The organism is Archangium violaceum (genome assembly GCF_016859125.1).
GTDB lineage: Bacteria > Myxococcota > Myxococcia > Myxococcales > Myxococcaceae > Archangium > Archangium violaceum_A.
In genome coordinates, this window is the sequence record NZ_CP069338.1 from 4,841,324 (window position 1) to 4,865,304 (window position 23,981).

Genomic DNA, 23,981 nt, shown 5'->3' on the forward strand with positions numbered 1-23,981 from the left:
TTCATCCGATCTGGTGGTGTCTCAGTTCATGGGCCGGGCGATGCCACCCTCGAGCAACATCCGAAGGCGCCCCGCTCCGTCGAGCGCCGCGACGCTGCCGCACTGGAGGATGTCTCCTTCCAAGCGCGGGGCGAGGGCCTTCAGGGCGAGGCGGTGCGGCGCGCCGTCCTTCCCATCCACCAGGCCCCGGTCGAACGTTGCTCGCCGGAATCTGATGGGCGCGAACACGGCGCTCGACACCCCATCCACGTGCATCGCGCTCAGCCGCAAGGCCGCGTCCAGCACGAGCGCGGGGACGGTGCTCCCCGCCTGCCGAGGCGCCGTCGGGAGGTCGAGCCGCGCGAAGCGGGCCGTCCGCTCGAGCCGGATCTCCTCCAGACAGTCGAACATCTTCCGCAGTTCGATGGGGCCCCCGGCGGCACAATGGGGATCGTGGACGGCCAGGCCGCTCCCCGAAGGCGTGGCCGCCTCGAGCTGCGGCGTGGCCCGGGGGGGCTCCGCGGTCAACGTGAAGCGGGCCTCGGCGTAGACGAGGTCTCGCTCGAGCACCACGCCCGATGCGTGGATGATGTCGCCGGTCAGCTTGACCCGCACGCAATGGCGGCCGGGCTCGTCGGCCAGTTGGGTGCATTCGGCTCGCAGCTGCTGCCGTCCCCCTGGCTTGACGCGGATGAAACGCGAGAACTGGACGTCCTCGATGGTGACGGTGCGCAGCTCTGGCCGTCCCTCGCCGAGCGCGGCTTGCAGCATCAGATCCAAGGCCCATGCCCCGGGCAGCGTGGGCGTGCCGCGGACGAGGTGGTCCTCGAGGCAGGGGACGCTCGTCGCGTCGACCACGAGCTCACGCCGCACGGGCCCGGCGGGCAGCAACTCCAGCCCGTAGTAGGCACGCTCGTTCTCGGTGAGCTGCACGTTGATCGGCTCGCGCGGCCGGCCCTCGACGAGCTGGAGGAAGAGCGCTTCGCCCTCCTCGGCGCGGATTCCACGCAGCTGACGGCTGGCCCCGAGCACGCGGTACTCCGAGCCGCGCGTCATTCCGATACCGTCCCAGGCCAACCACCCCACGCTGCACCAGCGGACCTCCTGGCTGGCCTCGCTGACCCAGGCGCAGAGTCGATCCAGCGCCTCGTTGGCCGCCCCGTAGTCCGCCTGTCCGTCATTGCCGATGAAGCTGAAGGCGGAGGTGAGGACGTGGAACGGCACCGGTCGCGCGAAGCTGCTCGCGCAGGCCTCGCGGAGGTTGCGCAATCCGAGCAGTTTGGTGTCCAGGTTGGTGCGTAGCTCGGCGAGACGCCGGCGGTTCAGCTTCTTGGAGGTCTGGGTGCCGGCACCGTGCACCACCAGGTCCAGGCGCCCGTGCTCGCGGGCGATCTCCTGAATCACCCGCTCCACCTCCTCGGGTCGGGTCACGTCCGCGACCCGATAGACCATCTGCCCGGGGAGCCGCGCGAGTCCCTCGAGCGTGGCCCGCAGCTCTCGCGTAGCCAGGTAGCGCTCGAAGCGCTTGCGCAGCTCGGGCATCCGCGCGGTGCGGTTGCTGGCCAGCTCGGAGGCGTAGAACTCCCGCTCCACCTGAGGAAGCTCCTCGTCGCGCGCCTGGAGCACGCGTTCGGGGGCCTCTCCCGGATCGCTCCGGCCGATGAGCACGACCCTGCACCCGTACCGCTTCAGGAGCGCTCCGGCGAGGACCGCGGTGACGCCGCGGCCACCGCCCGTGAGCAGGACCACCGAACGCGTGTCGAGCGTGGGCCCGGGGTTCGCCGTGACCTCTGTCGGGCGGAGGCGACGAACGCAGCGCCGTGCTCCATCGAAGCAGATCTCGACCGAGGGCTCTCCGTCCTCCTCGGATCCGAGCTCGGTGGCGACGAGCTCGAGCGCCGCCAGGAGCGGGAGCGGAGAGGTGGAGATCGCTCGAACGTTTCGGGCCGGGACCTCGCGTCCGATGGACTTGAGCATGCCCGCGAACAACCCGCTCACGGGGTGCAGGGTCCCGCGCGTGCCTACCCCGCCAATGCACAGACTCGCCAGCTCGACCTCTCCAGCGGTCAGACGCTCATAGGCACGCCGCGCCGCGAGGAAGAGCAACTCCAGCGCCTCATGGTGCAGGGCCGTGTTGGAGATCACCTCGGACTCGCCTGCCCCGGAGTCGAGCCGGCAGACCGCGAGGATGACCTGCGGTTCGAATCCGAGCGCGTCGAGGCCAGCCTCGGCGGTCTCCTCACGTGTGAGGTCGATGGAGCGGAGCCGCCCCATGGCCCCGGAAGTCCCCGCGCAGAGGATGAGGTGCTCGGGTCCGCACAGCGCGTCCGCCTGGGCCGCGAGCTCGCGAGCCAATGCCTCATCCTGCGCGATGAACAGCACGCGCCGGCCTCGCAGGTGCGACGGCCGGGTCGGCCGGGCGAGGCGCTCGACGAGCACCGGTGCGTGGTACCGGATGGGCGCCGCATGATCGAAGCCTCCGGACGGCGCTGGGGTGGTGGACGCCGCGAGCGGCGCCTCGGTCGGGGTGGCGGTGGGCCGGACGGTCTCCGTGGGCAGGAGTTGGAGCTCGAGCCGGGTGCCGGTCGCGGCGTCCGGGTGGAATCGCAGCGTGGTCGCACGTCCCTCCGCGGCGGCCATCACCGACCGGAGGAACTCCAGGCTCTCACCGGCCGAGTGTGGCGGAAGCTCGAGGCAGGGCCCGGTGCTCGTCCGAGCGTCGACGGACATCCTGACATGGCACAGCGGCTTCAAGCCCAGCGCTTCGGCCTTCGCGGCCGTGGTGACCGCCAGCATCGCCACACCCTCGGCCGGCTGGGACGAGCCCAGGCCTTCCCCGGGCCGGAGGACGTGCGTGCTGCCCACGAGCACCAGCTCGAACCCGCTCTCCAGCAGCCCGCGCGAGGCCTGGAGCGCCCCGGCCAGCGAGGTGGCTCCAGCGTCGATCACGAAATTGGGGCCCTTGACGTCGAGCGCACCCGCGATGCGTCCCGGCGTGACGTTGGGCATCATTCCCTGGAGTGTGTAGGGGCCGGATGGACGCAGGGCGCCAGTCACCGCCTCGTGGAGACGGTCCGCGAGTGGCAGGACCGGGGCGAGCTCCGGAGCGCGCTGGACGAGCTCGCGGATCCGGCGCCTCGTGGAGGAGGCCAGCACGCGTTGGGTGGCCTCCACGCCGCGACGGGTCTTCCCCTCGAGTCCGAGGACGATGGCGGTGGCCGGGCGCAGCGTGTCGAAGGCACCGAGCTTCTGGACGAGTGAGCTCGCGACGATGAGTCCGAGGCTCTGGGTCGGATCCATGTCCTCGGCGATGTCCGGCAGGAGTCGCACCGACGATGGCAGTCGGATGGCGCCGGTGTCGAAGCGTGCTCCCACCTCGACCGGCACGCCCGCTACGGGAACACCCCGTACATCCGGGAACAGCCCCTCCGCGGCCACCACCACGAGCCCGGTCTCCGTGGTGGGAGGGCGCTTGGGGGGAGCCGTGGGCGGGCCGCCGCGGTACTCCTCGAGCACCAGGTGTGCATTGGTGCCTCCAAAGCCGAAGCCGCTCGTGGCGGCACGGCGGGGATGCTCTCCGTTCTCCGGCCAGGGCTGCTCGCGCGTGCACACCTCGAAGTCCGAGCCGAGCGCGCGCAGCTCGGCGCCGGGCCGGTCGAAGTTGGACTGTCGCGGGAAGAGCCGGTGTTCGAGCGCCTTGCACAGCTTGATGACCGAGGCGGCGCCCGCGGCCCAGCCGACATGGCCGATCAATGCCTTGACGCTGGAGAGCTGAATGCCGCTCCGCTTGCCGCCGAAGACCCGCGCGATCGACTTGAGCTCGGTGGCATCCCCGGCCGGCGTGGCCGTCCCGTGCGCCTCGATGTACTGGACGGAGGAGGGCTCGACGTGGGCCCTCGCGTAGCACGCCTCCATCGCGGCCACCTGCCCATCCGAGCGCGGGACATTCGCCGAGCTGCTCCGTCCGTCGCTGGAGAGACCCGCGCCGCGGATGAGTGCGTGGACCCGGAGGCCGGACGCGACCGCGTCCGACAGGCGCATCAGGCCGACCACGCCCGCGCCCTCCCCGAAGATGACGCCATCCGCTCGCTCGTCGAAGGGGCGGCTGCCGGTGGCGGAGAGCCCCTTGAACTGGGAGAAGAGGCAGCTGTTGCCGGGGCCAGGAGAGAAGACTCCTCCCGCCAGGACGAGATCGGTCTCACCGAGCTCGAGTGCCTTCATTCCCAGCGCGATGGCGTAGAGGGAGGATGCACAGGCCGCGTCGAGCAGCATCGTGGGGACGCCGCGTCCGACCACGTCCGTCACCACCGCCTGGAGGGTGGGGTGCGGAGCCAGCTCGGCGGACCGGGCCTCGAGCCCGAGGGCCGTCCTCGCCGCGCGAGCGAGAGAGTCGGTTTCAGGTCCGTTCTCTCCCCGCGCGCGCAGGAGGGCTTCCCCGGCTTCCAGGCACAGTGCGGCGTCGTACTCGGCGGACCCATCCGCCGTGGAGCCGAGCAGACACTGGATACGCTCCGGCGGGCGCGCGGCCGCAGCCCGCAGGCCGGACATGGCTTGCGCGAGCGCGATCGCCAGCAACTTCTGCTCCCGGACGTAGTGTTGGAAGCGGGCCGGGTCGAGCCCGGGTGGTGGGACCAGGTCCGTGTCAGGTACGAGCCCCGTGAGCAGGGTATAGGTGCGATCCGGTGTGCCCGAGGGGCCCGCGAAATCCGTGACCAGCTCGGGGTGGAGCAAGCCCTGGTCGACGATGCCGCTGATGCCCTGCCGGATGTTCTGCCAGTACGTCTCCGGATCCCTGGCGCCGCCAGGTAGAATGCACCCGAGGGATACCACGGCGATCTCCGTCGGCGCGTCGGCCGTGGGAGGGGAAACGCCGGTCGGAGGTTCCGCCGGGAGCGTGCTTCCGATGACGGTCACCTCGATGGAGGAGTCGGAAGGATGGATTCGCTGGACGATGCGCGCCAGCCGCCCGTCCGTCCCGCAGTCCACGAAGCGGGTACAGCCCGCACGTGCCAACGTCTCCACCGCGCCGAGGAAATCGAAGGGATGCACCAGGTGGGAGGCGAGCGCATCCGCCAATTCGTCGTGCCCGCCCGTATAGACGCGCCGTTCGATGGGCGAGTAGATGGGGGCCTGCGGCGGGCGCACGGGCATTCCGTCGAGCATGGAGCGAAAGGCCTTCGCGGCCGGTGCCATGCACCCGTGGTGGAAGGGGTAGCGGCTGGGGACGAAGGTAAACCCCTGCCCACGGCTCTCCAGGAGCGCGCGGAGTTGCTCGAGCTCCGCGCGTGCGCCAGCGACCACGGTCTGGCGGGAATGGTTGCGGCCAGCGATCTCCAGGCCTCGGGCGCCGCAGTCCGCGATGGCCCGCGCGGTCTCCGCCTCACCGAGGGCAACAGCCGCGAGGGTCCCGGCATCATCCGGTACCGTCCGGAGCGCCTGGATGCGCCGGCAGACCACCTCGGCTCCGGTGCGCAGGTCGAGCGCTCCGGCGGCGGTCATGGCGGCGATCTCCCCGAAGCTGTGCCCCACGAACACGTCCGGACGCACGCCCTGCTGCCGCAGCCATCGGGCTCCGAGCACGCCGGACAGGAAGATGCCGAGCTGGTCGAGCTGCGGAGCCTGCGCGAGCGCGCGTCCCACGGCGGCGGCGTCGTGGGCCTCGAGCAGTGGCGTCACGTCGAGCCCGAGCGAGCGGCACGCGTCGGCGACGGTCGCGAGCTCATCACGCAACTCCGGAAGCAGCGCCTTCAGCTGGACGAAGAGCTCGGGGTCGAACGAGCCCTGCCCGGCGAAGAGGAAGGCCGTGGAGCCGGGCGGCAGCCGGGGCTCGCTCGTGGGCACCGGCGTGGTGTCCACCAACCGGGAGGCGCCGAGCGAGGCCGGGTCCGCCAGGAGGGCCCTCGCCAGCTGCCGGAGCGTCTCCGGGAACAGCTCGTTGACGGCGGCGCCCCCTCGCAACACGCGGTCCCGGAAGCTCTGAGGGGCCTCGGGCTCGTGGATGCGCGTCATCGCCTCGAGGCAGCGCTGGAAGGACTCGGGAAACGCGCGGAGGGTGCCCTGTGCCTTGTCGGCGCACAGGATGGTCTGATACCCGCAGGCCACCGGTGTGCCATCGCTCTTCAGGGTCCGGAAGCAGAAGCGCAACGAAACCTCGCCCCGCTCCTCGATTGACGTCAGCACCACGAGCCGGTCGCCCAGGACGGCGGGAGCCAGGTTGCGCGTGTAGCCCTCGTAGGTGAGCAGGAGCACCTGCTCGAAGTCGCGCCGGAACTCCGGCACCTCGAAGAAGTGCGGGCTGAAGAGCAGGTGCTCGCGACCCGCGCACTGGAACTTGAAGTTGGTGAGGAAGTGATGGCTCCCGTACGCCATCGTGTCATCGAAATGAATGTCATACGGGACGGCGAAGAAGCCCATGGCAGGTCGCTCCGGTGGGATGTTCACGACTCGCGGGCGAGGTGCGCCCGGTTGCTTGGGATTGGCAACAACCCATCCACGGTCCCGGAAAGCCCGGCGTCCACCACCCAGATGGCCCCGTTCACGCGCTGGGTCTTCTGCCCCAGCAGGAGCTCGGTCACGTCGGCCACGTCCTCGGCGGTGCACAGCCGCCCGCCAGGCGTGGCTGCCTCCCAGCGCGCGATGCGTCCGGCCGCGTCGGGGAACATCCCGAGCAGCTCTCCATGCACCGGCCCCGCGGACACGCAGTTGGTGCGGATCCCCTCGGGAGCCAGCTCCGCGGCGAGGTAACGCGTGAGTGATTCGACACCCGCCTTCACCACGCCCTGGCATCCCAGGTCGTGCATGTACCGCTGGGACATGGAGGTGGACATCGTCACGATGCTGCCGCCGCCGCGCCTGGCCATGAGCGGCCGCGCACGCATCGCGCACTCGTAGGTGCCGGTGATGCAGGTGCGGAACGCCTTGTCCCAATCGCGCGGGGTAATTCGGGAGAAAGGTCCGATGAGGCCGTTGGACGCATTGCACACCAGGAAGTCGAGGCCCCCGAACCGCTCCGCGATGGTGGAAAACATCCGCTCCAGGTGCTCCTCCTGGGCGACGGAGCCCCATAGGTGGATCGCCTTCCCACCGGCGGCGAGGATCTCCTGCGTGGTCTTCTCCCCTTCATCCCGGGAGTGGAACGAGTTCACCAGCACGGTCGCGCCAGCCCTGGCGAGGCGGGTGGCGATGACCTTGCCGATGCCCTTCCCGGAGCCCGTCACGAGCGCGATCTTCCCCGCGAAGGGCAGGGCGGGTTGCGGTGAGACCGGGGACGGGGAGGGAAGCACGGGCGCGCTCGTCTCGCGCGAGGGGGCCGCTGACACGGTGGGTGTGCCCTGCGGTGCACGGGCGGCTTCGCAGATGGCGGCGATGGTTCGCAGTCGCCGGGACGGAGTCGGGCCTTTGGCCAGGCCGAGCTCCTTGGTGAGCACGGCCAGTACCTCGGCCTGCTTCACGGAGTCGATTCCCAGCTCGTCCTCCAGATCCGCCTCCAGGGTCAGGAGCTCCTCGGGGTAGCGGGTCACCCGCGCGAACACGGCGCGCACACGTTCCTCGAGGTCCGTTACGGCCCGCGGGCTCGGCGGCGTCGCGAGCGAGGGTGGTGAGCCTGGTGCCACCCATGCGGTGGGAACCGGAGAGGCGTCAGGTGCCGGCATGGCGCTGGGGGCAAGTGCCTGTGTCTGGGTCGAGCCCGCGAGCAACTGGGTCACCACGTCCGCGATCGCGCCGAGCGTTCGGGCCTTCCCGCCTCGGGGAAGACGCTCGGGAGGGAGCTTGAACTCGCGTCCGACCACAGCGGCGATCTCGGCGAGCTTCACTGAATCGATACCGAGCTCGTCCTCGAGCTGTGCGTCCGCCGTGAGGATGTCCAGGGGGTACCGGGTGACGGATGCGGCGCAACGGCGGACCTGTTCCAGGACGTTCGTCGCCGCATCGGCGCCCTGCTGTATTGGAAGTGACGACATTCCGACCCCTCGCTTTTCGAGCCTGCGCGGTGATGAAGGGACTTCGTGGGTGAGGCCGTTCTGATTTGCACCAGGGGTCTGACATCGCCTGCTTTCGTGTGAACGCGGTCCCCACCCGAACCCGAGTGGGAGATGCTCTCCGGAGGCCAGACGCTCGTCCGCCTGAGCGGCAGGCCGCCTCCACCTCGATCAACTCCCACCAGCTCCCGGTGAGAACGGAGTGGGAGGGCCTACAGCTTCGAGTGGCCTGGGTGGTGAGCAGTGATGCAGCTCACCGCCCGTGTGTGAGGCGCGTCACGGTGACTGTGCGGTTCACGTGGCAGCGTGGCCCTTCACGGGATGCCAGCAGGCTCTCCCTGGAGAACGGGTGCGATGACCCTCCACTCCCACCCGCGGGAGCCGAAGGGCGCTGACGGTTTTTGGCTTGAACTCTTTTTGAGAGCCGATCCATGAATTTCCTCTCGCGAAGTGCATTGTGGCTGTGGGCAGCGGTTTGGCAGTCCTTGCATGGGTATCCCTCGCTGCCGCGAGCACGCGCCTTGTCAGCGGTGGTGGGAGCGCTCACGTACCTGGCGGTACCCGTCGCACACGCGGAGGAGTCGTCGAAGGTCGTGGTGCCGACAACGAAGAACCCCTACATCTCCGCGGTCGCCACGCTCTACAAGAAGGCCAGGTACGAGGAGGCCCAGTCCAAGCTGGAGAAGGCCTTGGAGTGGAAGTCCAATGGGACCCAGGAGGTACTCTGGCTCAAGCTCATGCAGGGCGTGCTGCAGGCGGAGCTGGCCCAGGGAAATGCGCTGGAGTCCTTCAAGGAGGCCCTGGCGCTGAACAAGGAAGCGCAGTTGCCCGTGCAGGGCTCCAGGCGCTTGCGCAAGCTCTTCGAGCAGGCCCGCAGCACGCTCGGGCTGCCCGCGGACAAGGAGCTCCTGGCGCAGGAGTTGGATGTGAGACCTGTTGCTCCTGTGGCGCCAGGGGTGTCTGGCCCCCCACCGCGGCGGTATGGAATGAGCGTGGGACTACGCGTCGAGGTGGATGTGCTCGAGGTCAGTATGCTCTTGGGGGCGCGCGGCGAGGATGAGGAGGATGCGCCCGAGTCCGGCTCCACCATCTTGCCCATCACTCCCGCGGTGAGCCTCGGGTACACCCGCGAGAAGCTGGGGGGCGCGCTGACGCTGCTGGTACAGCCCTCACCGGGACTCAGGGCGGAGGGGCAATTCCATCCGCTCACGCTGGGGTGGGTGCGGCCCTATGCGAGGTTGGGCGCCACGGCTTTCTTCCGAGAGAAGGACGCGCAAGGGGTATACACCTTTCTCGGAGGTGTGAGCGGACGAGGGGCCCTCGGGGCGGACGTGCAGTTGAATTCCCGCATGTTTGTCTTTGCCGACGTGGCCTACGAGCGCTTCTTCATCGGTGGAGATCGGTACAGGTCGCAGTCAGTTCTGTTCTCGGTGGGCGTGGGCCTGTTCCCCTGAGCCCAAGGCGGGTCTTGGAGTGAGAAGACCAATGACGATTGTGCGGAGGCATTCATGACATTTGCATCCAAGCTTGATGCGGGAGTGATTGCTTGGCTAGCCATGGCCTCAGCTCTTCTATGGCTAGCTTGCGGCGAAGTGCCGCAGGGCGGGGACGAAGACCTGCGCCGCGAAGGGCTAGAGTCCCGAGCCCTCCTGAGCATGGCTGATGGGGCGTGGCTCATAACAGGCTCAATGAATGCGCCTCGTAGGGAACATACGGCGACGCTGTTGCCGGACGGCAAGGTTCTCGTTGTTGGGGGGCAGGCGCAGGCGCCATATGACGTACACGACAGCGCGGAGGTGTACGACCCGGGCACGGGCATGTGGAGTCCCACGGGCTCTTTGGCTACGGCCCGCGGGAACCACACGGCGACCCTGTTGCCGTCAGGCAAGGTGCTGGTCACCGGAGGGAGAACCCTAGGCTTCGTTCCCCTTTCCAGCGCGGAATTGTACGACCCAGTCACGGGGACGTGGCGCACCATGTCTGGGCTGAACATAGGCGGCGGTTATAACCACACGGCGACCCTGTTGCCGTCAGGCAAGGTGCTAGTCACCGGAGGGACGAACGGATTTAGTCCCCAATCCATTACGGAGGTGTACGATCCGGACACGGGGGGGTGGAGTATCGCTGGCGGTCTGGCCACGGCCCGCCACAGCCACACGGCGACACTGTTGCCCTCGGGCAAGGTGCTGGTCACTGGAGGCTGGGGCCCATACGGTCCCCTTTCCAGCGCGGAGGTGTACGATCCGAGAACGGGGATGGGGCGCCCCACAGGCTCTTTGGCTATGCCCCGCTACGGCCACACGGCGACACTGTTGCCCTCGGGCAAGGTGCTGGTCACCGGAGGCTTAACTCATGACAATGCTGGCATCGTCATTGCGGAGGTGTACGACCCGACCACGGAGGAGTGGAGCCCCACGGGCATTTTGTCCACAGCCCGCGGACTCCATACGGCGACGTTGCTGCCTTCAGGCAAGGTGCTGGTCACCGGAGGCTGGGACCCAAGTGGCGCCTCCCTCCCCAGTGCAGAGGTGTACGACCCAAAAACAGGGGCGTGGAGCCACACGGGCGCTCTGTCCATGGCCCGCGGACTCCACACGGCGACGCTATTGCTTACAGGCAAGGTACTGGTCACGGGAGGTGGGTATGCAAGCGACGCTTCCCTCGCTAGCGCGGAGGTGTACGATCCGGGTAGGGAGGTGTGGAGCCCCACGGGCGCGCTGGCCATAGCCCGCTACAGTCACACGGCGACGCTGTTGCCCTCGGGAAAAGTGCTGGTCACCGGAGGCTGGGGTCCTAGCGACCAACTCGCCAACGCGGAGGTGTATGACCCGGGCACAGGGGAGTGGAGCCCCACGGGTCCTTTGGCTACGGCTCGCAGCTGGCATACGGCGACGCTGTTGCCCTCGGGCAATGTGCTGGTCACCGGGGGCTGGGGCCCAAGCGGCACCTCCCTCGCCAGCGCAGTGGTGTACAATCCGGGTACGGGGAAGTGGAGCGCCACGGGCGCGCTGGCCACGACCCGTTACCGGCACACGGCAACGCTGTTGCCCTCGGGCAAGGTGTTGGTCACAGGAGGGGTAGACTCAAACGGCTCCCTCAAACTTGCAGAGGTGTACAACCCGGGTACGGGGGAATGGAGCCCCACGGGCGCGCTGGCCACGGCCCGCTACAACCACACGGCGACGCTGTTGCCTTCGGGCAAGGTGCTGGTCATCGGAGGAGCGGGCAAATACGGCGACATTGTCGCCAGTGCGGAGGTGTACGACCCGACCACGGGGGAGTGGAGCCCCACGGGCGCGCTGGCCACGGCCCGCTACAGCCACACGGCGACGTTGTTGCCCTCGGGCAAGGTGCTGGTCACAGGAGGCTGGGACCCAAGTGGCGCTTCTCTCTCCAGTGCGGAGGTGTACGACCCGGGCATTGGGATGTGGAGTCCCACGGGCACTCTGGCCACGGCCCGCTATAACCACACGGCGACGCTGTTGCCCTCGGGCAAGGTGCTGGTCACAGGAGGCTGGGGCCCTAGTGGAGCTTCCCTCCCCAGTGCGGAGGTGTACGACCCGGGCTCAGGAATGTGGAGTCCCACGGGCGCGCTGGCCATAGCCCGCTACAGTCACACGGCGACGCTGTTGCCCTCGGGCAAGGTGCTGATCTCCGGAGGTAAATGGAACTTAAGCTACAACCTCGCCAACGCGGAGGTGTATGACCCGGGCACAGGGGAGTGGAGCCCCACGGGTCCTTTGGCTACGGCTCGCAGCTGGCATACGGCGACGCTGTTGCCCTCGGGCAATGTGCTGGTCACCGGGGGCTGGGGCCCAAGCGGCACCTCCCTCGCCAGCGCAGTGGTGTACAACCCGGGTACGGGGAAGTGGAGCGCCACGGGCGCGCTGGCCACGACCCGTTACCGGCACACGGCAACGCTGTTGCCCTCGGGCAAGGTGTTGGTCACAGGAGGGGTAGACTCAAACGGCTCCCTCAAACTTGCAGAGGTGTACAACCCGGGTACGGGGGAATGGAGCCCCACGGGCGCGCTGGCCACGGCCCGCTACAACCACACGGCGACGCTGTTGCCTTCGGGCAAGGTGCTGGTCATCGGAGGAGCGGGCAAATACGGCGACATTGTCGCCAGTGCGGAGGTGTACGACCCGACCACGGGGGAGTGGAGCCCCACGGGCGCGCTGGCCACGGCCCGCTACAGCCACACGGCGACGTTGTTGCCCTCGGGCAAGGTGCTGGTCACAGGAGGCTGGGACCCAAGTGGCGCTTCTCTCTCCAGTGCGGAGGTGTACGACCCGGGCATTGGGATGTGGAGTCCCACGGGCACTCTGGCCACGGCCCGCTATAACCACACGGCGACGCTGTTGCCCTCGGGCAAGGTGCTGGTCACAGGAGGCTGGGGCCCTAGTGGAGCTTCCCTCCCCAGTGCGGAGGTGTACGACCCGGGCTCAGGAATGTGGAGTCCCACGGGCGCGCTGGCCATAGCCCGCTACAGTCACACGGCGACGCTGTTGCCCTCGGGCAAGGTGCTGATCTCCGGAGGCTGGGGCTTGCTAGGTGACGAACTCGCGAGCGCGGAGGTGTACGATTCGAGCACGGGGGCGTGGAGTACTACGTACCCGCTGGTCATGGCCCGCTACAGTCACACGGCGACACTGTTGCCCTCGGGCAAGGTGTTGGTTACTGGAGGCGCCAACCAAGGCAATGATTCCCTCGCCAGCACGGAGGTGTACGAAGACACGGAAACTCGCCAGGAGTGGCGCCCCGTCATCACCCCACCCGCCGAGCAACAACGAGGTGGAATATTTTGCATAACTGGGAGCCGCTTGCGAGGTCTATCGGAGGCAAGCAGCGGTAACGCTCAGAGTTCCGCTACGAATCTTCCTCTGGTCAGCCTGTTGTCACTGGAAAGTGGAGCGCTGACACATGTGACGCCTTTAGCCTCGTTCTCCGATACGATGGTAACTGTACGGGTGCCGAGCGTGCCGGACGGCTATTACATCCTTTCCGTGATATCCAATGCCATACATGGTGGGCAGTTGCTGCTTGTGACCGGGCCCCCTATGGCTGCACCCACGGTGATAGCGCCTGAGGATGAGGCCTTTGTTAACAACCCGCAGCCAATCATCCGCGGCATGGCGGAGGCTGGTAGCACGGTGACGGTGTGGCTGGATGAGAAGGAAGTGCTAGGGACTGGCATCGTTGTGGATGCCTCGGGCAACTGGAGTTTTACCCCAGTCGCCGCGCTGTCTCAGGGCGACTACCAAGTCAAGGCCACCGCCATGAATGCGGTGGGCAACGTTAGCGCTCAATCGGAGCCCCGCCGCTTTACTGTGGACACGGAGGCGCCGTCGGCGCCCACGGTGACCGATCCTAAGGGGGGCGCCGTAGTCAACAACCCACATTCAGTCATTCGCGGCATGGCGGAGCCAGGCTGTACAGTCAAGGTGTTTCTGGGTACAAATGAGGCGGGGTCGGTCATGGCGGATGCCACGGGAGCTTGGAACTTCACCCCAGCCACCGCGCTGCTTGAGGGGTTCAACCAGGTCAATACCACCGCCACAGATGCGGCGGAAAATGTCAGTCCTCCCTCCAACTTTCGCATATTCATGGTCGACTCTGTGGCGCCAAATGCGCCCGAGGTGACCGCGCTTGATGCCACTACCAACACCCGAAAGCCAGTCATTAGCGGCATAGCGGAGCCATACAGCAAGGTGACAATGTGGCTGGATGGGAATGAGATAGCACCAACCCTGGCGAACGCAGCGGGGTACTGGAGTTTCACCCTGGCTTCTTCACTGAGTTTCGGACCCCACTCCATCTCCGCCACCGCGACAGATGCGGCGGGCAACATCAGTTCGTTCTCAGATGAGTATTCTTTCTTCATCCAGAGGAGCCATTACGGTTGGAGTTGCGCCACTGCGCCCGCCTCCCCTGCCGTCTGGGCCTTGCTGACACTGGTCTTGGCTTTCGGCAGGCGCCGGCTCAGGTCTCCCCCTTGGCCGGGCGCCCCCGCCCCCGCTCCTGCTCGTCGCGGGCGTGGGCCTCGCGAGCTTCCTCGGGGCGCTCGCCCAGGTAACGCTGGCGCTGCCGTACCTCCAGGCTCGCGCTGGTCATCTGGCGCAGGCGCTCGCGCAGCGCTTCCACCCCCAGACCCCACACCCGCGCGGAGCCATCGTTCAGGGCGACCGCCAGCACGTCCCCCCGAGGACTGAAGGCCGCCACCGTCACGCGTTCCCCGTTACCGGCGAGCACCAGGGGCTCGCCGCTGCCATCCGCGGGCCACACCCGCACTGTTCCGTCCCCCGAGGCCGTCACCACCCGCGTGCCTCGGGGATCGAACCGCGCGGTGTGTCCTCGGAGCACGATTGCCTCCCCTGACGCCTCGGTGGACCACACCCACACCGTTTTGTCCTGGGAGGCGGTCAACACCCGCGCTCCGTCCGGGCTGAACTCCGCGCTCACCACCGCCTGCTCATGTCCCCTGAGCACCACCGGTTCACCCCGGCCGTCCGCGCGCCAGACCCGCGCCGTCCCATCATCCGAGGCCGTCACCACCCGTTCTCCCTCCGGACTGAAAGCCGCCGCCACCACCCGGCCCGTGTGTCCTCGGAGCACCACCGGCTCGCTGTAACCGTCCGCGCGCCAGACCCGCGCCGTCCCATCATCCGAGGCCGTCACCACGCGTCTCCCCTCGGGGCTGAAGGCCGCGCTCCGGAGGAACTCCGTATGTCCTTGGAGCACCACAGGCACGCCACGGCCATCCGCGCGCCAGACCCGCGCCGTCCCATCCCATGAGGCCGTCACCACGCGCTCCCCCTCCGGGCCGAACGCCGCTGTCACCACCCGGCCCGTGTGCTCTCGGAGCACCACCGGCTCGCCTCGGCCATCCACCCGCCACACTCGCGCCGTCCCATCCACCGAGGCCGTCACCACGCGCTCCCCGTCCGGGCTGAAGGCCACCGTTCGCACCTCGGCCCCATGTCCCTTGAGCAGCACCATGTCCAAGCCACCGCTCAGCCACCACACCACCGCCGTGCCATCCGCATGCGCGGTCGCCAGGTGCTCCCCCCGAGGGCTGAAGGCCAGGGCCTGCACCGCGCCCCCTCGGCGAGGCAGGGTGAGCGCCTGTGGCTGGGCGCGCCATCGCCATACGCGCGCACTGCCGTCCCGGGAGGCCGTCACCACGCGCTCCCCTTCCGAGCTGAAGCTCGCGGACAGCACCTCATCCGTGTGCCCCAGCAACTCCGCGGGCGCACCGGTCCCGTCCGTACGCCGCACCCGTGCCGTCCCGTCCCGCGAGGCCGTCACCACCCACTTGCCATCCGGGCTGAAGGCCACCGAGAGCGACTCCCCGGTGTCTCCCGCCAGCCGCATCCCCTCGCCCTTTCCGTCCGCCCGCCACAGGCGCACCGTCCCATCCGCATGCGCGCTCGCCACCAGCCCTCCATCCGGGCTGAAGGCCACCGCATTGACCAGACCGGAGTCGCTCCGCCGCACGCTGGGCTCCCCCTGCCCATCCGCGCGCCACACCCGTACCGCTCCGTCCACCGAGGCCGTGGCCACCCGGCTCCCATCCGGGCTGAAGACCGCGGCCCGCACGTCGCCAGGATGGGGGAGCACGGCCAGCTCGCCCCGCCCATCCGCGTGCCACACCCGCGCCGTCCCGTCCCGCGAGGCCGTCACCACCCGTTCGCCAGCCCTGTCGAAGGCCGCGGCCACCACGGCCTGCTCGTGGCCCCGGAGCACCACGGGCACCCCGGTGCCATCCGCGCGCCACACCCGCGCCGTCCCATCCCGTGAGGCCGTCACCACCCGTTCCCCCTCGGGACTGAAAGCCGCCGCCACCACTTCCCCCATGTGCCCCGCGAGCAGCTCCGGGCCCGCGCCCCCCTCCACCCACCACACCCGCGCCGTCCTGTCCGCCGAGGCCGTCACCACCCGCCGCCCATCCGGGCTGAAGGCCGCGGTCAGCACCTCCCCGCCGTGCCCCTCGAGCACTCGCGGCACGCCCGTACCATCCGCGCGCCACACCCGCGCCGTCCCGTCTCGCGACGCCGTCACCACCCACCTGCCATCCGCGCTGAGCGCCGCCGCGCGCACCGGTCCCCGGTGGCCCCGCAGCACCGCCGAGGCGAGCGGCTGCTGGAGCACCTCCAACGCCGCCTGCGTCCACGCCAGGTGTTGTTCGGGCTCACGCACCTCCAGCAGCACCAGCAGGGCCGCAGTGGGGTCCTCCCTGCGCAGCTTGTCCGCCACGAGCAGCCGGGCGAAATCCCGCAGCCGCTCCTGGTGCCTGCGCTCCTCGCGTGCCAGGCGCTCCGCCCGCTCCCGGCTCGCGTCGATGAACGGGTGCACCCGCTCGTCCAGCTCGTCCGGGTGGGCCTGCTGGAGCTCCAGGGCGTCCTCCAGACGCCGGCCTCGCAGGAGGTAGTCCTCCGCATGCGCCGATTCCCGCTGGGCCTGCCAGGCCTCCGCCCCCGCGCGCAGCTCGAGTCTCTTGCGCCGTCGTGCCTGTCCGTCCCGGAGCCACTCGGCCAGGGGCAGCCAGTTGCGCAGCAGCGCCTCGTGGGCCACCTCGATGGAGACCTCGCCCCCTTCCGCCTCGCCGCCGAGCACCAGCACCCGGGCCTCCACGAGCCGCCCCAGCACGGTGTCGAAGGCGCGGCGCGCCCGCTCCTCCATGGGACGCACCTGCTCCCGCCACACGCGCTGGCCGGTGAAAGGGGCCGCCCCTTCCCGCACATCCACCAGCTCCACCAGGAGCCGACGCATCTGGTGTCGCTCCTCCTCGCTCAGCTCCAGGTACAGCCTGTCCAGCTCCTGGGCGAGCGCCCCGGCCACGCCGCCCATGGCCTGGTAGGCGCTGTGTTTGAGCCATCGTCCCTCGCGCAGCCGCCACAGCCGCTCCAGCGCATGTGCCAGCAGGGGCAGTCCGCCCGGCTGACGCTCCACCTCCTGCAGGAGCCGCTCCGTCAGCCCTTCCTCCAGCATGAGGCCCTGCTGACGCGCGGGATTCTCAATGGCCTCGCGCAGCTCACCCGCCGTCATCTCCGGCACCAGCAGCAGGCGCTCGCCCTCAAAGAGCACCGCGTCCAGCCGGAGCCCACTCTCCGTCAGCCGCACCTCCGCGCAGCGCCCCAGGTAGTCCACCCGCAGCGTCGCGAGCACCACCGAGCCCCGCTCGGGCTCCCGCGAGGCCTCCCACAGCGCGCTCAGCAGCTCCATGCGCTCGCCCTCACCCAGGCGGGAGAAGGCCTCGTCCAGCGGGTCCACCACCAGGAGCCTCCGCTTGCCCGGGGTGGTCCGCGCCGAACGTGCCACCTCCGCCGCACCGGCCTCGCCCGCGCGCACCCACGTGAGTTCCCAGCGCTCGGGGGACAGCGTCGGCAGCAGTCCCGCCCGGAGCAGTGAGGACTTGCCGCTCCCGGAGGCGCCGGCGATGACCTGGAAGGCGGGGAACCGCCCCTCGGCGGCGGCCTCCACCCGCTGGAGCAGCGTCTGGCGGAGCGGCTCGCGGCCGAAGTAGCGCCGGTGGTCCTCCGGCTCGAAGGGCCGCAGGCCGCGGTAGGGCGGGAAGATGAAGGGGCGCAGGTCCGGCCCGTCCCCGGCGCGAGCGTAGAGCTGGAGCGAGGCCCCATCCATTCGAGCCCCCTCGAGCCGCAGTGCCTTGCGCGCCTCGGCCAGCGCCTGCTCCAGCGAGGTGTGGCGCCCGAGCAGCTCGCCATAGAGTGTGCGGGTGAGGGTGACGGAGCCCCCCGTGGAGAGTGGCAGCCGGGAGGCGACCACCGAGGCGAGGCCCGCGCGGTGGAGCTCGCGGGCCGGGCTGCCCAGGTGGTTGCCCGGGAGCCCCGCGTCGCCACCCCGGCAGGCGCACAGCACCACCATGCGGATGCGCTCGGCGTGCGGCTCGAGCGCGGCACGGAGCGCGGCGGCGTCCACCACGTGCGGCTCCCCATCCATCCACGGGGAGCTCCAGGCGAGGCCATACGCCCCGGGCTCCGAGGGGGCGCCATGGCACAGCAGGTGGAGCGCGGCGATGGGCTCCTCACAGGCGCGCAGGGCCCGCTCGAGCGAGGCGATGCTCACCTGGGGGAGCACGTCGCGGCCCGGGTCGAAGTCATACCCGGCGCGGGCGCAGGCCTGGGCGAGGGCGCGCTGGTGCGCCGCGGCGGGCACGTCCCCGGCCCAGGCGAAGAGGATGCGGCCTCCGGCGGGTGAAGGGGAGGCGGGTGGGTGGAAGCTCCGCGTCCCTGGCCGTTCGTAGCAAAGGGTGCAGCCCTCGAGGTCGCTCAGCGCCTGGCCGGTGGGCTCCAGCGTGAGCAGCTCCCAGGGGAGCACGCACAACTCGGCGGGCTCCAGACGCAGGGTGAGCCGCACCGGCCGGTGGGCCTCCAAGGCCTGCCACAGCCGTTGCTCGTCCTCGGCCCAACCCAGTGGCGCGAGGAAGGCGCGCAGCAGCTCGCCGAGCCGCTGGGCGGCGTTGGGGCTGGGGTGGCTGGAGCCCAGGCTGGCCAGGTCCTCCAGGGCACGCTCCCAGGGAAAGGAGGCGCGCACGGAGGTCCCCTCCTCGCGCAGGCGCAGGTAGTCCCGCGGCTGGAAGAGGAAGCGGTCGGTGTCTCGCGTGCGCTCGCCGGAGACGAGGTGGAGGGTGAGCTCCAGCGGGCTGGGGGCCACGGAGTGCTCGCTCACGGTTCAGCTCACGTGCAGCCGTTCACGGAAGTAGCGCCGGTACAGCTCGCAGCGCGGCAGCACGGAGGCCGCCTCCTGCCGCACCAGCCCCGCGCTCCTCAGCCGGATGAACACGCCCTCATCCGGGCAGGCGTTGCGTTGCAGCACCTCGCGCAGCCCCTCCTTGAGTTGCGGCTGGCTGCCCAGCCGGAAGAGCAGGTGGCGCAGGTGGTCTCCGAATGGCCCCCGGTCCTCCGCCGCCTGGGTGAAAAGGTCCGCCACGCGCAGGCTGCCGCTGGCCACCAGGTACAGCGCCTTGCGGATCAGGTAGGGGTGCCCTCCCAGCAGGGCGAAGAGCTCCCGCTCCTGCTTCGGTTCCAGCGGCGCGCCATGCCGCCGGTTGAGCTCCGCCACCTGTTCCGCGGTGAAGTCGCCCAACTCCACCGTCTGCCCCACGTTGAAGGGGGACTGCGTCAGGTTCTTGATGAACAGGAAGGGTTCGGTCGAGGTCACCAGGACGATGCTGAGCTTCTTCCAGACGGGCGTGGTCGGCAGCGCGCGGTTGTTGTGCCAGCTGCGCAGCATGCCGAAGAAGTCCGTGCCGAAGGGCAGCTCGAAGAGGGTCTCCACCTCGTCCAGCCCCAGCACCAGGGGGGTGTCCAGCCCGCGCAGGACATGGCCGCTCATGTACAGCCCGCAGCGCTGGCTGCTGCCAATGGGCTTCTTCCAATAGGCCTCCACCTGGTTCTCCAGCTCGAGCTGATCACTCAGGGAGCTGCAGAAGCGTTGGAAGAAGAGATCCGGGTCGGAGAAGGTCGGGGTGTCGAACTCCTGGAACGAGAGGTAGGCCACGCGCTTGCCGGCCTCGAGCGCGGCGGCCATGCCCCGCATGAGCAGCGAGCTCTTGCCCATCTGCCGCGCGCCCTTGATGGTGACGGTGGTGCCCTGCTTCTGTGAGACGGCCCTCGTCACCGCGGTATCGGCGTCCCGCACCACATAGAAGGCCGACTGCGTGTCCATGGCCCCCTCGAGGGTTGCATCCAGCTCGAGCGGTGCTGACGGCAGGGGGGGCGACAGGGCGGACGCGGCGGACTCGGACGGCGCCGTGGCCCGGGGGAGGTTCGGGGCCGCCGGTGCGGTTCCAGCTCCAGCCAGCGAGCCTCCGCTCATGGCCCTGGCGAACTGCTCGAGCAGACGCGGGGTGTCCTCCGGCCCTTCCCATAGGGCCCAGTTGATGGGACTGAGGTATCCGTTCAGGGGAGGGGGGAGGCGCTCGTGGTACGCGACCCGGACGGGGAGCAGGACCGGGCGGCCCCGCTGCGACTGCAGCCGGTGCGCCAGTTCGATCTCCGTCAGGGCCACCTCGCTGTTGACGGAGAACGGGGACAGCAGCGCGATGAAGAAGTCCGCCTGGCGGATCTCCGCATCGATGCGCTCCACCCACTTCTCGCCCACCAGCATGGAGGTATCGATGAAGACCTCGTGGGAGACCTTGAGCGCCTTGTAGAGGGCCTGGGCGAGGTCCTGATCCGGCGTGACATCGCGCTTGTAGCTGATGAAGACACGGGCCATGGGTCTCTCTCGTGTTATCTCACCGCGGTTCGTGCGGGTCCTCGCCCGCGCCATTCTTCACGGGGCCTCGTACCCGAGTCGTATCGGAATCAGGGCAGGTCGGGGCACGTCTTTCGATAGGCGACGGCGTTGCCCACATCGGGGGGCCACTCATGGGGGGTCAGGTTTCGAGGCAACAAGGCGCATGCGAGCTGGATCCAGTCCTCTGGCTGTACGGGCCACAAGCGCGCGGTGTCATCTTCGCTGGCGGTGGCCACGCGCGAGCCATCCGGGCTGAAGGTCACGGCCAGGACGCGGCCCTTGTGCGGCAGGCGAGCGATCCGGCGGCCGGTGGTGGCGTCCCACAGGCGTGCCGAGTCGTCCTCACTGGCGGTGGCCACGAGCTTTCCGTCCGGGCTGAAGGCCACGGCGGTGACGGTGTTGGCGTGATGCAACTGCCACCGCTGCTGGCCCGTGGCCACGTCCCACAATCGCGCGGTGCTGTCGTCGCTGACGGTGGCCAGGCTCCTGCCATCCGGGCTGAAGGCCAGCGCGGTGACGAAGAGGTCGTGCCGGAGGGGAGTGCCCTGGGGCTCGCCGGTGGCCGTGCTCCACAGGCGCGCGGTGTTGTCGTCACTGGCGGTGGCCACGAGCCTTCCATCGGGGCTGAAGGCCACGGCGTTGAGGGAGCCATCATGGGTCAGGGGGCTGGCCAGGGGCTCGCCGGTGGCCGAGCTCCACAGCCGCGCGGTGCTGTCATCGCTGGCGGTGGCCACGAGCTTTCCGTCCGGGCTGAAGGCCACGGCGGTGACGGCGTCGGCATGGTGCAGCAGCGCCCGCTGGCGCCCCGTGGCGATCTCCCAGAGCCGTGCGGTCTTGTCCTCACTGGCGGTGATGACCAGGCCGCCGTCGGGGCTGAAGGCCACCGCGAGCACGTTGTCCTCGTGGGTCAGGCGCGCCAGAGGAGTGCCGGTGGCCGCGTTCCACAGGCGCGCGGTGTTGTCATCACTGGTGGTGGCCACGCTCCTGCCATCCGGGCTGAAGGCCACGGCTCGGATTCGGGCGCCGTGCCGCAGGGGCCTGGCCAGGAGCTCGCCCGTGTCCACACGCCACAGGTGCGCGACGTTGTCTTCACTGGCCGTGACCAGGGTTTCGCCATCGGGACCGAAGGCCATGGCGGTCACTGCATTGTCATGTGACAGGAGCACGAGCGGAGAGAGGGGAGCCACCCCCCACAGAAAGGCGTTTTTGCCGTCGCTGGCGGTGGCCAGCGCCTTGCCATCGGGGCTGAAGGCGACGGCGTTGACGGAGTTCTCATGGGGCAGGAGCACGAGCTGCTGCCCTGTCTTGGTTTCCCACAGGCGAGCCGTCTTGTCGCCACTGGCGGTGGCCACGAACCTGCCATCGGGGCTGAAGGCCACGGCCGTGACGGCCTTGTCATGGGGCAGGTTCCCACTGGGCTGGCGGGTGGTCACCTCCCACAGACGCGCGGTCTTGTCATCGCCGGCGGTGGCCAGGTACTTCCCGTCCGGGCTGAAGGCCACGGCGTTGACGGGGCGTTGATGGAGCAGCCGGGCCTGGAACTCACCGGTGGCCGCGTTCCACAGGCGCGCGGTCGTGTCCGCGCAGGCGGTGGCCAGCGACTTTCCATCTGGGCTGAAGGCCACGGCGGTGACGCGACGCAGATGTTGCAGGGGCCTGGTCAGGGGCTCGCCAGTGGCCGTGCTCCACAGTTGCGCGGTGGTATCATCACTGGCGGTGGCCACGCTCTTGCCATCCGGGCTGAAGGCCACGGCGTTGACAGAGCCCTTGTGGATGAAGGTCCTGCCCAGGGGTTGGCCGGTGTCTGTGCTCCATAGGCGCACGGTGCCATCATCACTGGCGGTGGCCACGTTCTTGCCATCCGGGCTGAAGGCCACGGCGGTGACGGCATCGGCATGGCGCAGCAGTGCCCGCTGGCGCCTCGTGGCGGTCTCCCAGAGCCGTGCGGTCTTGTCCTCACCGGCGCTGATGACCAGGCTGCCGTCGGGGCTGAAGGCCACCGCGAGCACGTTGTTCTCATGAGCCAGGTGCGCCCGGGGCTTGCGGAGTTGAATGAGCGAGCGAACGAGCGAGTCCATGGCCTCGGGGGAGGGGTGGATCCGCGCGGCTTCCGTGGAGAGCGCGGCGCTGACGGTCAGAGCCGAGGAGGCACCGCGGAGCGTGGTATCCGCCTGGTTCAGGAAGACATAGGAGGCGGCCTCGCGCAGCTTCTGTCCGACCTCGGTTCTGGCGAGGGCGATTTCCTGCTCCGCCCGGGTCTTGTTCTCCTGGGCCTTTATCGCCTCGGCCTGCAGCTGCTGCGCGTTCCTGCGGAACTTGTCGGCCTCGCTCTTGGCCTGGCTGGCGTCCTTCTGGAGCCTTTGCGCCTCCTGTCGGGCCTCGGCGCGGATCCTGTTGGCCTCTTGCTCCACCAGGCGCTTGTCGGCCTCGGCCTCGGCCCTGAGTGTCTGCGCCTGGTCCAGCTGCTCGAGGGTCTCCAGGCGAGCGCGCTCCGTCTCCTGGAGCCTCGTGAACAGAACCACGGAGGCGGGCAGGAGCACGGCGAAGCCGGTGATCACCAGCCCCAGGGCCGCCAGCCGTACCACCCGCCAATCCACCGGGAGCTGGCTCCGGGCCCAGGCCACGGTGAAGACACGCTCATAGATGGCGTTGCGCACCCGCAACACCTCGCCCTCCCGGCGCACCACCCCCGAGAGCTTGAGGTGCGCCTTCACCAGCGCTCGCTCCTCATCGAGCACCCGCCGGCCGCGGCGGATGTCCTGGTAGGTCCTGAGCACCCGCTCCGGGTCCGGCGCCCGCCGGGTCAGCATGTCGCGGACGAACACCAGGTTGTTGTCCTGGAAGCTCTTCTCCGCGAAGAAGGTCCGCTCCACCACCTGCGACACGTCCTGGCGTGTCCAGGCGCCATCGCGGGTCCGCGGCTGCTCGTCGACCAGGGCCTGGCAGAGCCGCTGCGTCAGGTAGGGGTGTCCTCCCGTCCACTCCAGCACCCACTCCAGGGTCCGCCGCCCCTCCTCGGCCGAATCCGCGAGCCCCTGTGCCAGCGGCGCGGCCTCTTCCAGGGTGAAGTCCGTGAGCTCCACCCGCTGCCCCAGGTTGAAGGGAGTGCGCTTCTCGTCCTGGATGAGGTCTCCAGGAGTGGCCACGCCCACGAGCACGAAGGAGAGCCGCGCCAGCTCCGGGTTGCTCGCGCGCGCGTTGTAGAGGTAGCGGATGGCCGCGTAGAAGTCATCGGTGAAGCCCATGCCCAGGGTGGTGTCGATCTCGTCCACGAACACCACCACGCGCTGCTGGACCTCCGCGATCACCACCTCTTCCAGGAAGCGCGTCAGGCGCTGCACGGGGCCCTGGTCTCGGTTGCGGCTCCACCACTCGGTTGCGTCCGTGCCCAGCTCGAGCTGCTCCTGGATGACGACCAGCAGACCCACGTACCACTGGTCCGCCGTCACCTGCTTGCCAATGCGCGTCAGGTCGATGATGACCGAGCGGATGCCCTCTTCGTAGAGCTGCTCGGCGGTGCGCACCATCAAGCTCGACTTGCCCATCTGCCGAGCTGTCAGGACGAAGGCGAAGGTACCGGCCCGGCACAACTCCACCATCTCCGAGTCCGCCCGCCGGGCCAGGTAGACGCCTCCGCCCGCCTGCACCGTTCCGCCCACTGTGTACAGGCGCGTGTCGCTCACGCCGCGAGTATCCTCGGCCGTTGCCCCGTGCGTCCCTGGATTTTTCAAGGTGCTCCTCTGCCTGCCCCTCATCCTGGTG

At 69.3% G+C, this 23,981-nt stretch carries 6 protein-coding genes and 1 pseudogene; 2 read left to right on the forward strand and 5 right to left on the reverse strand.

The annotated features are described in order from the left end of the window. Positions 1 to 21: 21 nt before the first annotated feature. On the reverse strand, positions 22 to 6,393 hold the full coding sequence (locus tag JQX13_RS20795) for a type I polyketide synthase (protein WP_203410687.1): 6,372 nt from the start codon (positions 6,391 to 6,393) through the stop codon (positions 22 to 24). A 23-nt stretch (positions 6,394 to 6,416) separates the two neighbouring features. Further along, on the reverse strand, positions 6,417 to 7,940 hold the full coding sequence (locus JQX13_RS20800) for an SDR family oxidoreductase (protein WP_203410688.1): 1,524 nt from the start codon (positions 7,938 to 7,940) through the stop codon (positions 6,417 to 6,419). Between the two features lie 539 nt (positions 7,941 to 8,479). Between JQX13_RS20800 and JQX13_RS20805 the strand changes: the two genes are divergently transcribed. Together JQX13_RS20805 and JQX13_RS54300 are read left to right on the forward strand one after the other, a co-directional pair. Continuing rightward, complete coding sequence (locus JQX13_RS20805) at positions 8,480 to 9,412, forward strand: autotransporter outer membrane beta-barrel domain-containing protein (RefSeq protein ID WP_203410689.1); 933 nt, start codon at positions 8,480 to 8,482, stop codon at positions 9,410 to 9,412. A gap of 234 nt (positions 9,413 to 9,646) precedes the next feature. Further along, a pseudogene (locus JQX13_RS54300) lies at positions 9,647 to 13,762 on the forward strand (kelch repeat-containing protein); the annotation flags it as partial. 178 nt (positions 13,763 to 13,940) lie between these two features. On the opposite strand, the gene JQX13_RS55485 reads toward JQX13_RS54300, so the two are convergent. The 3 genes from JQX13_RS55485 to JQX13_RS20875 all read right to left on the reverse strand — a co-directional run bounded on the left by JQX13_RS55485 (position 13,941) and on the right by JQX13_RS20875 (position 23,902). Further along, on the reverse strand, positions 13,941 to 18,647 hold the full coding sequence (locus JQX13_RS55485) for a CHAT domain-containing protein (RefSeq protein WP_203410690.1): 4,707 nt from the start codon (positions 18,645 to 18,647) through the stop codon (positions 13,941 to 13,943). Between the two features lie 3 nt (positions 18,648 to 18,650). Continuing rightward, positions 18,651 to 20,198 (reverse strand): AAA-like domain-containing protein, encoded by a 1,548-nt coding sequence (locus JQX13_RS20870; protein WP_203410691.1) that lies wholly within the window; start codon positions 20,196 to 20,198, stop codon positions 18,651 to 18,653. 89 nt (positions 20,199 to 20,287) lie between these two features. Further along, a complete protein-coding gene (locus tag JQX13_RS20875) occupies positions 20,288 to 23,902 on the reverse strand; it encodes an AAA-like domain-containing protein (RefSeq protein WP_203410692.1) in 3,615 nt (1,204 codons plus the stop codon). Between the last annotated feature and the right edge of the window lie 79 nt (positions 23,903 to 23,981).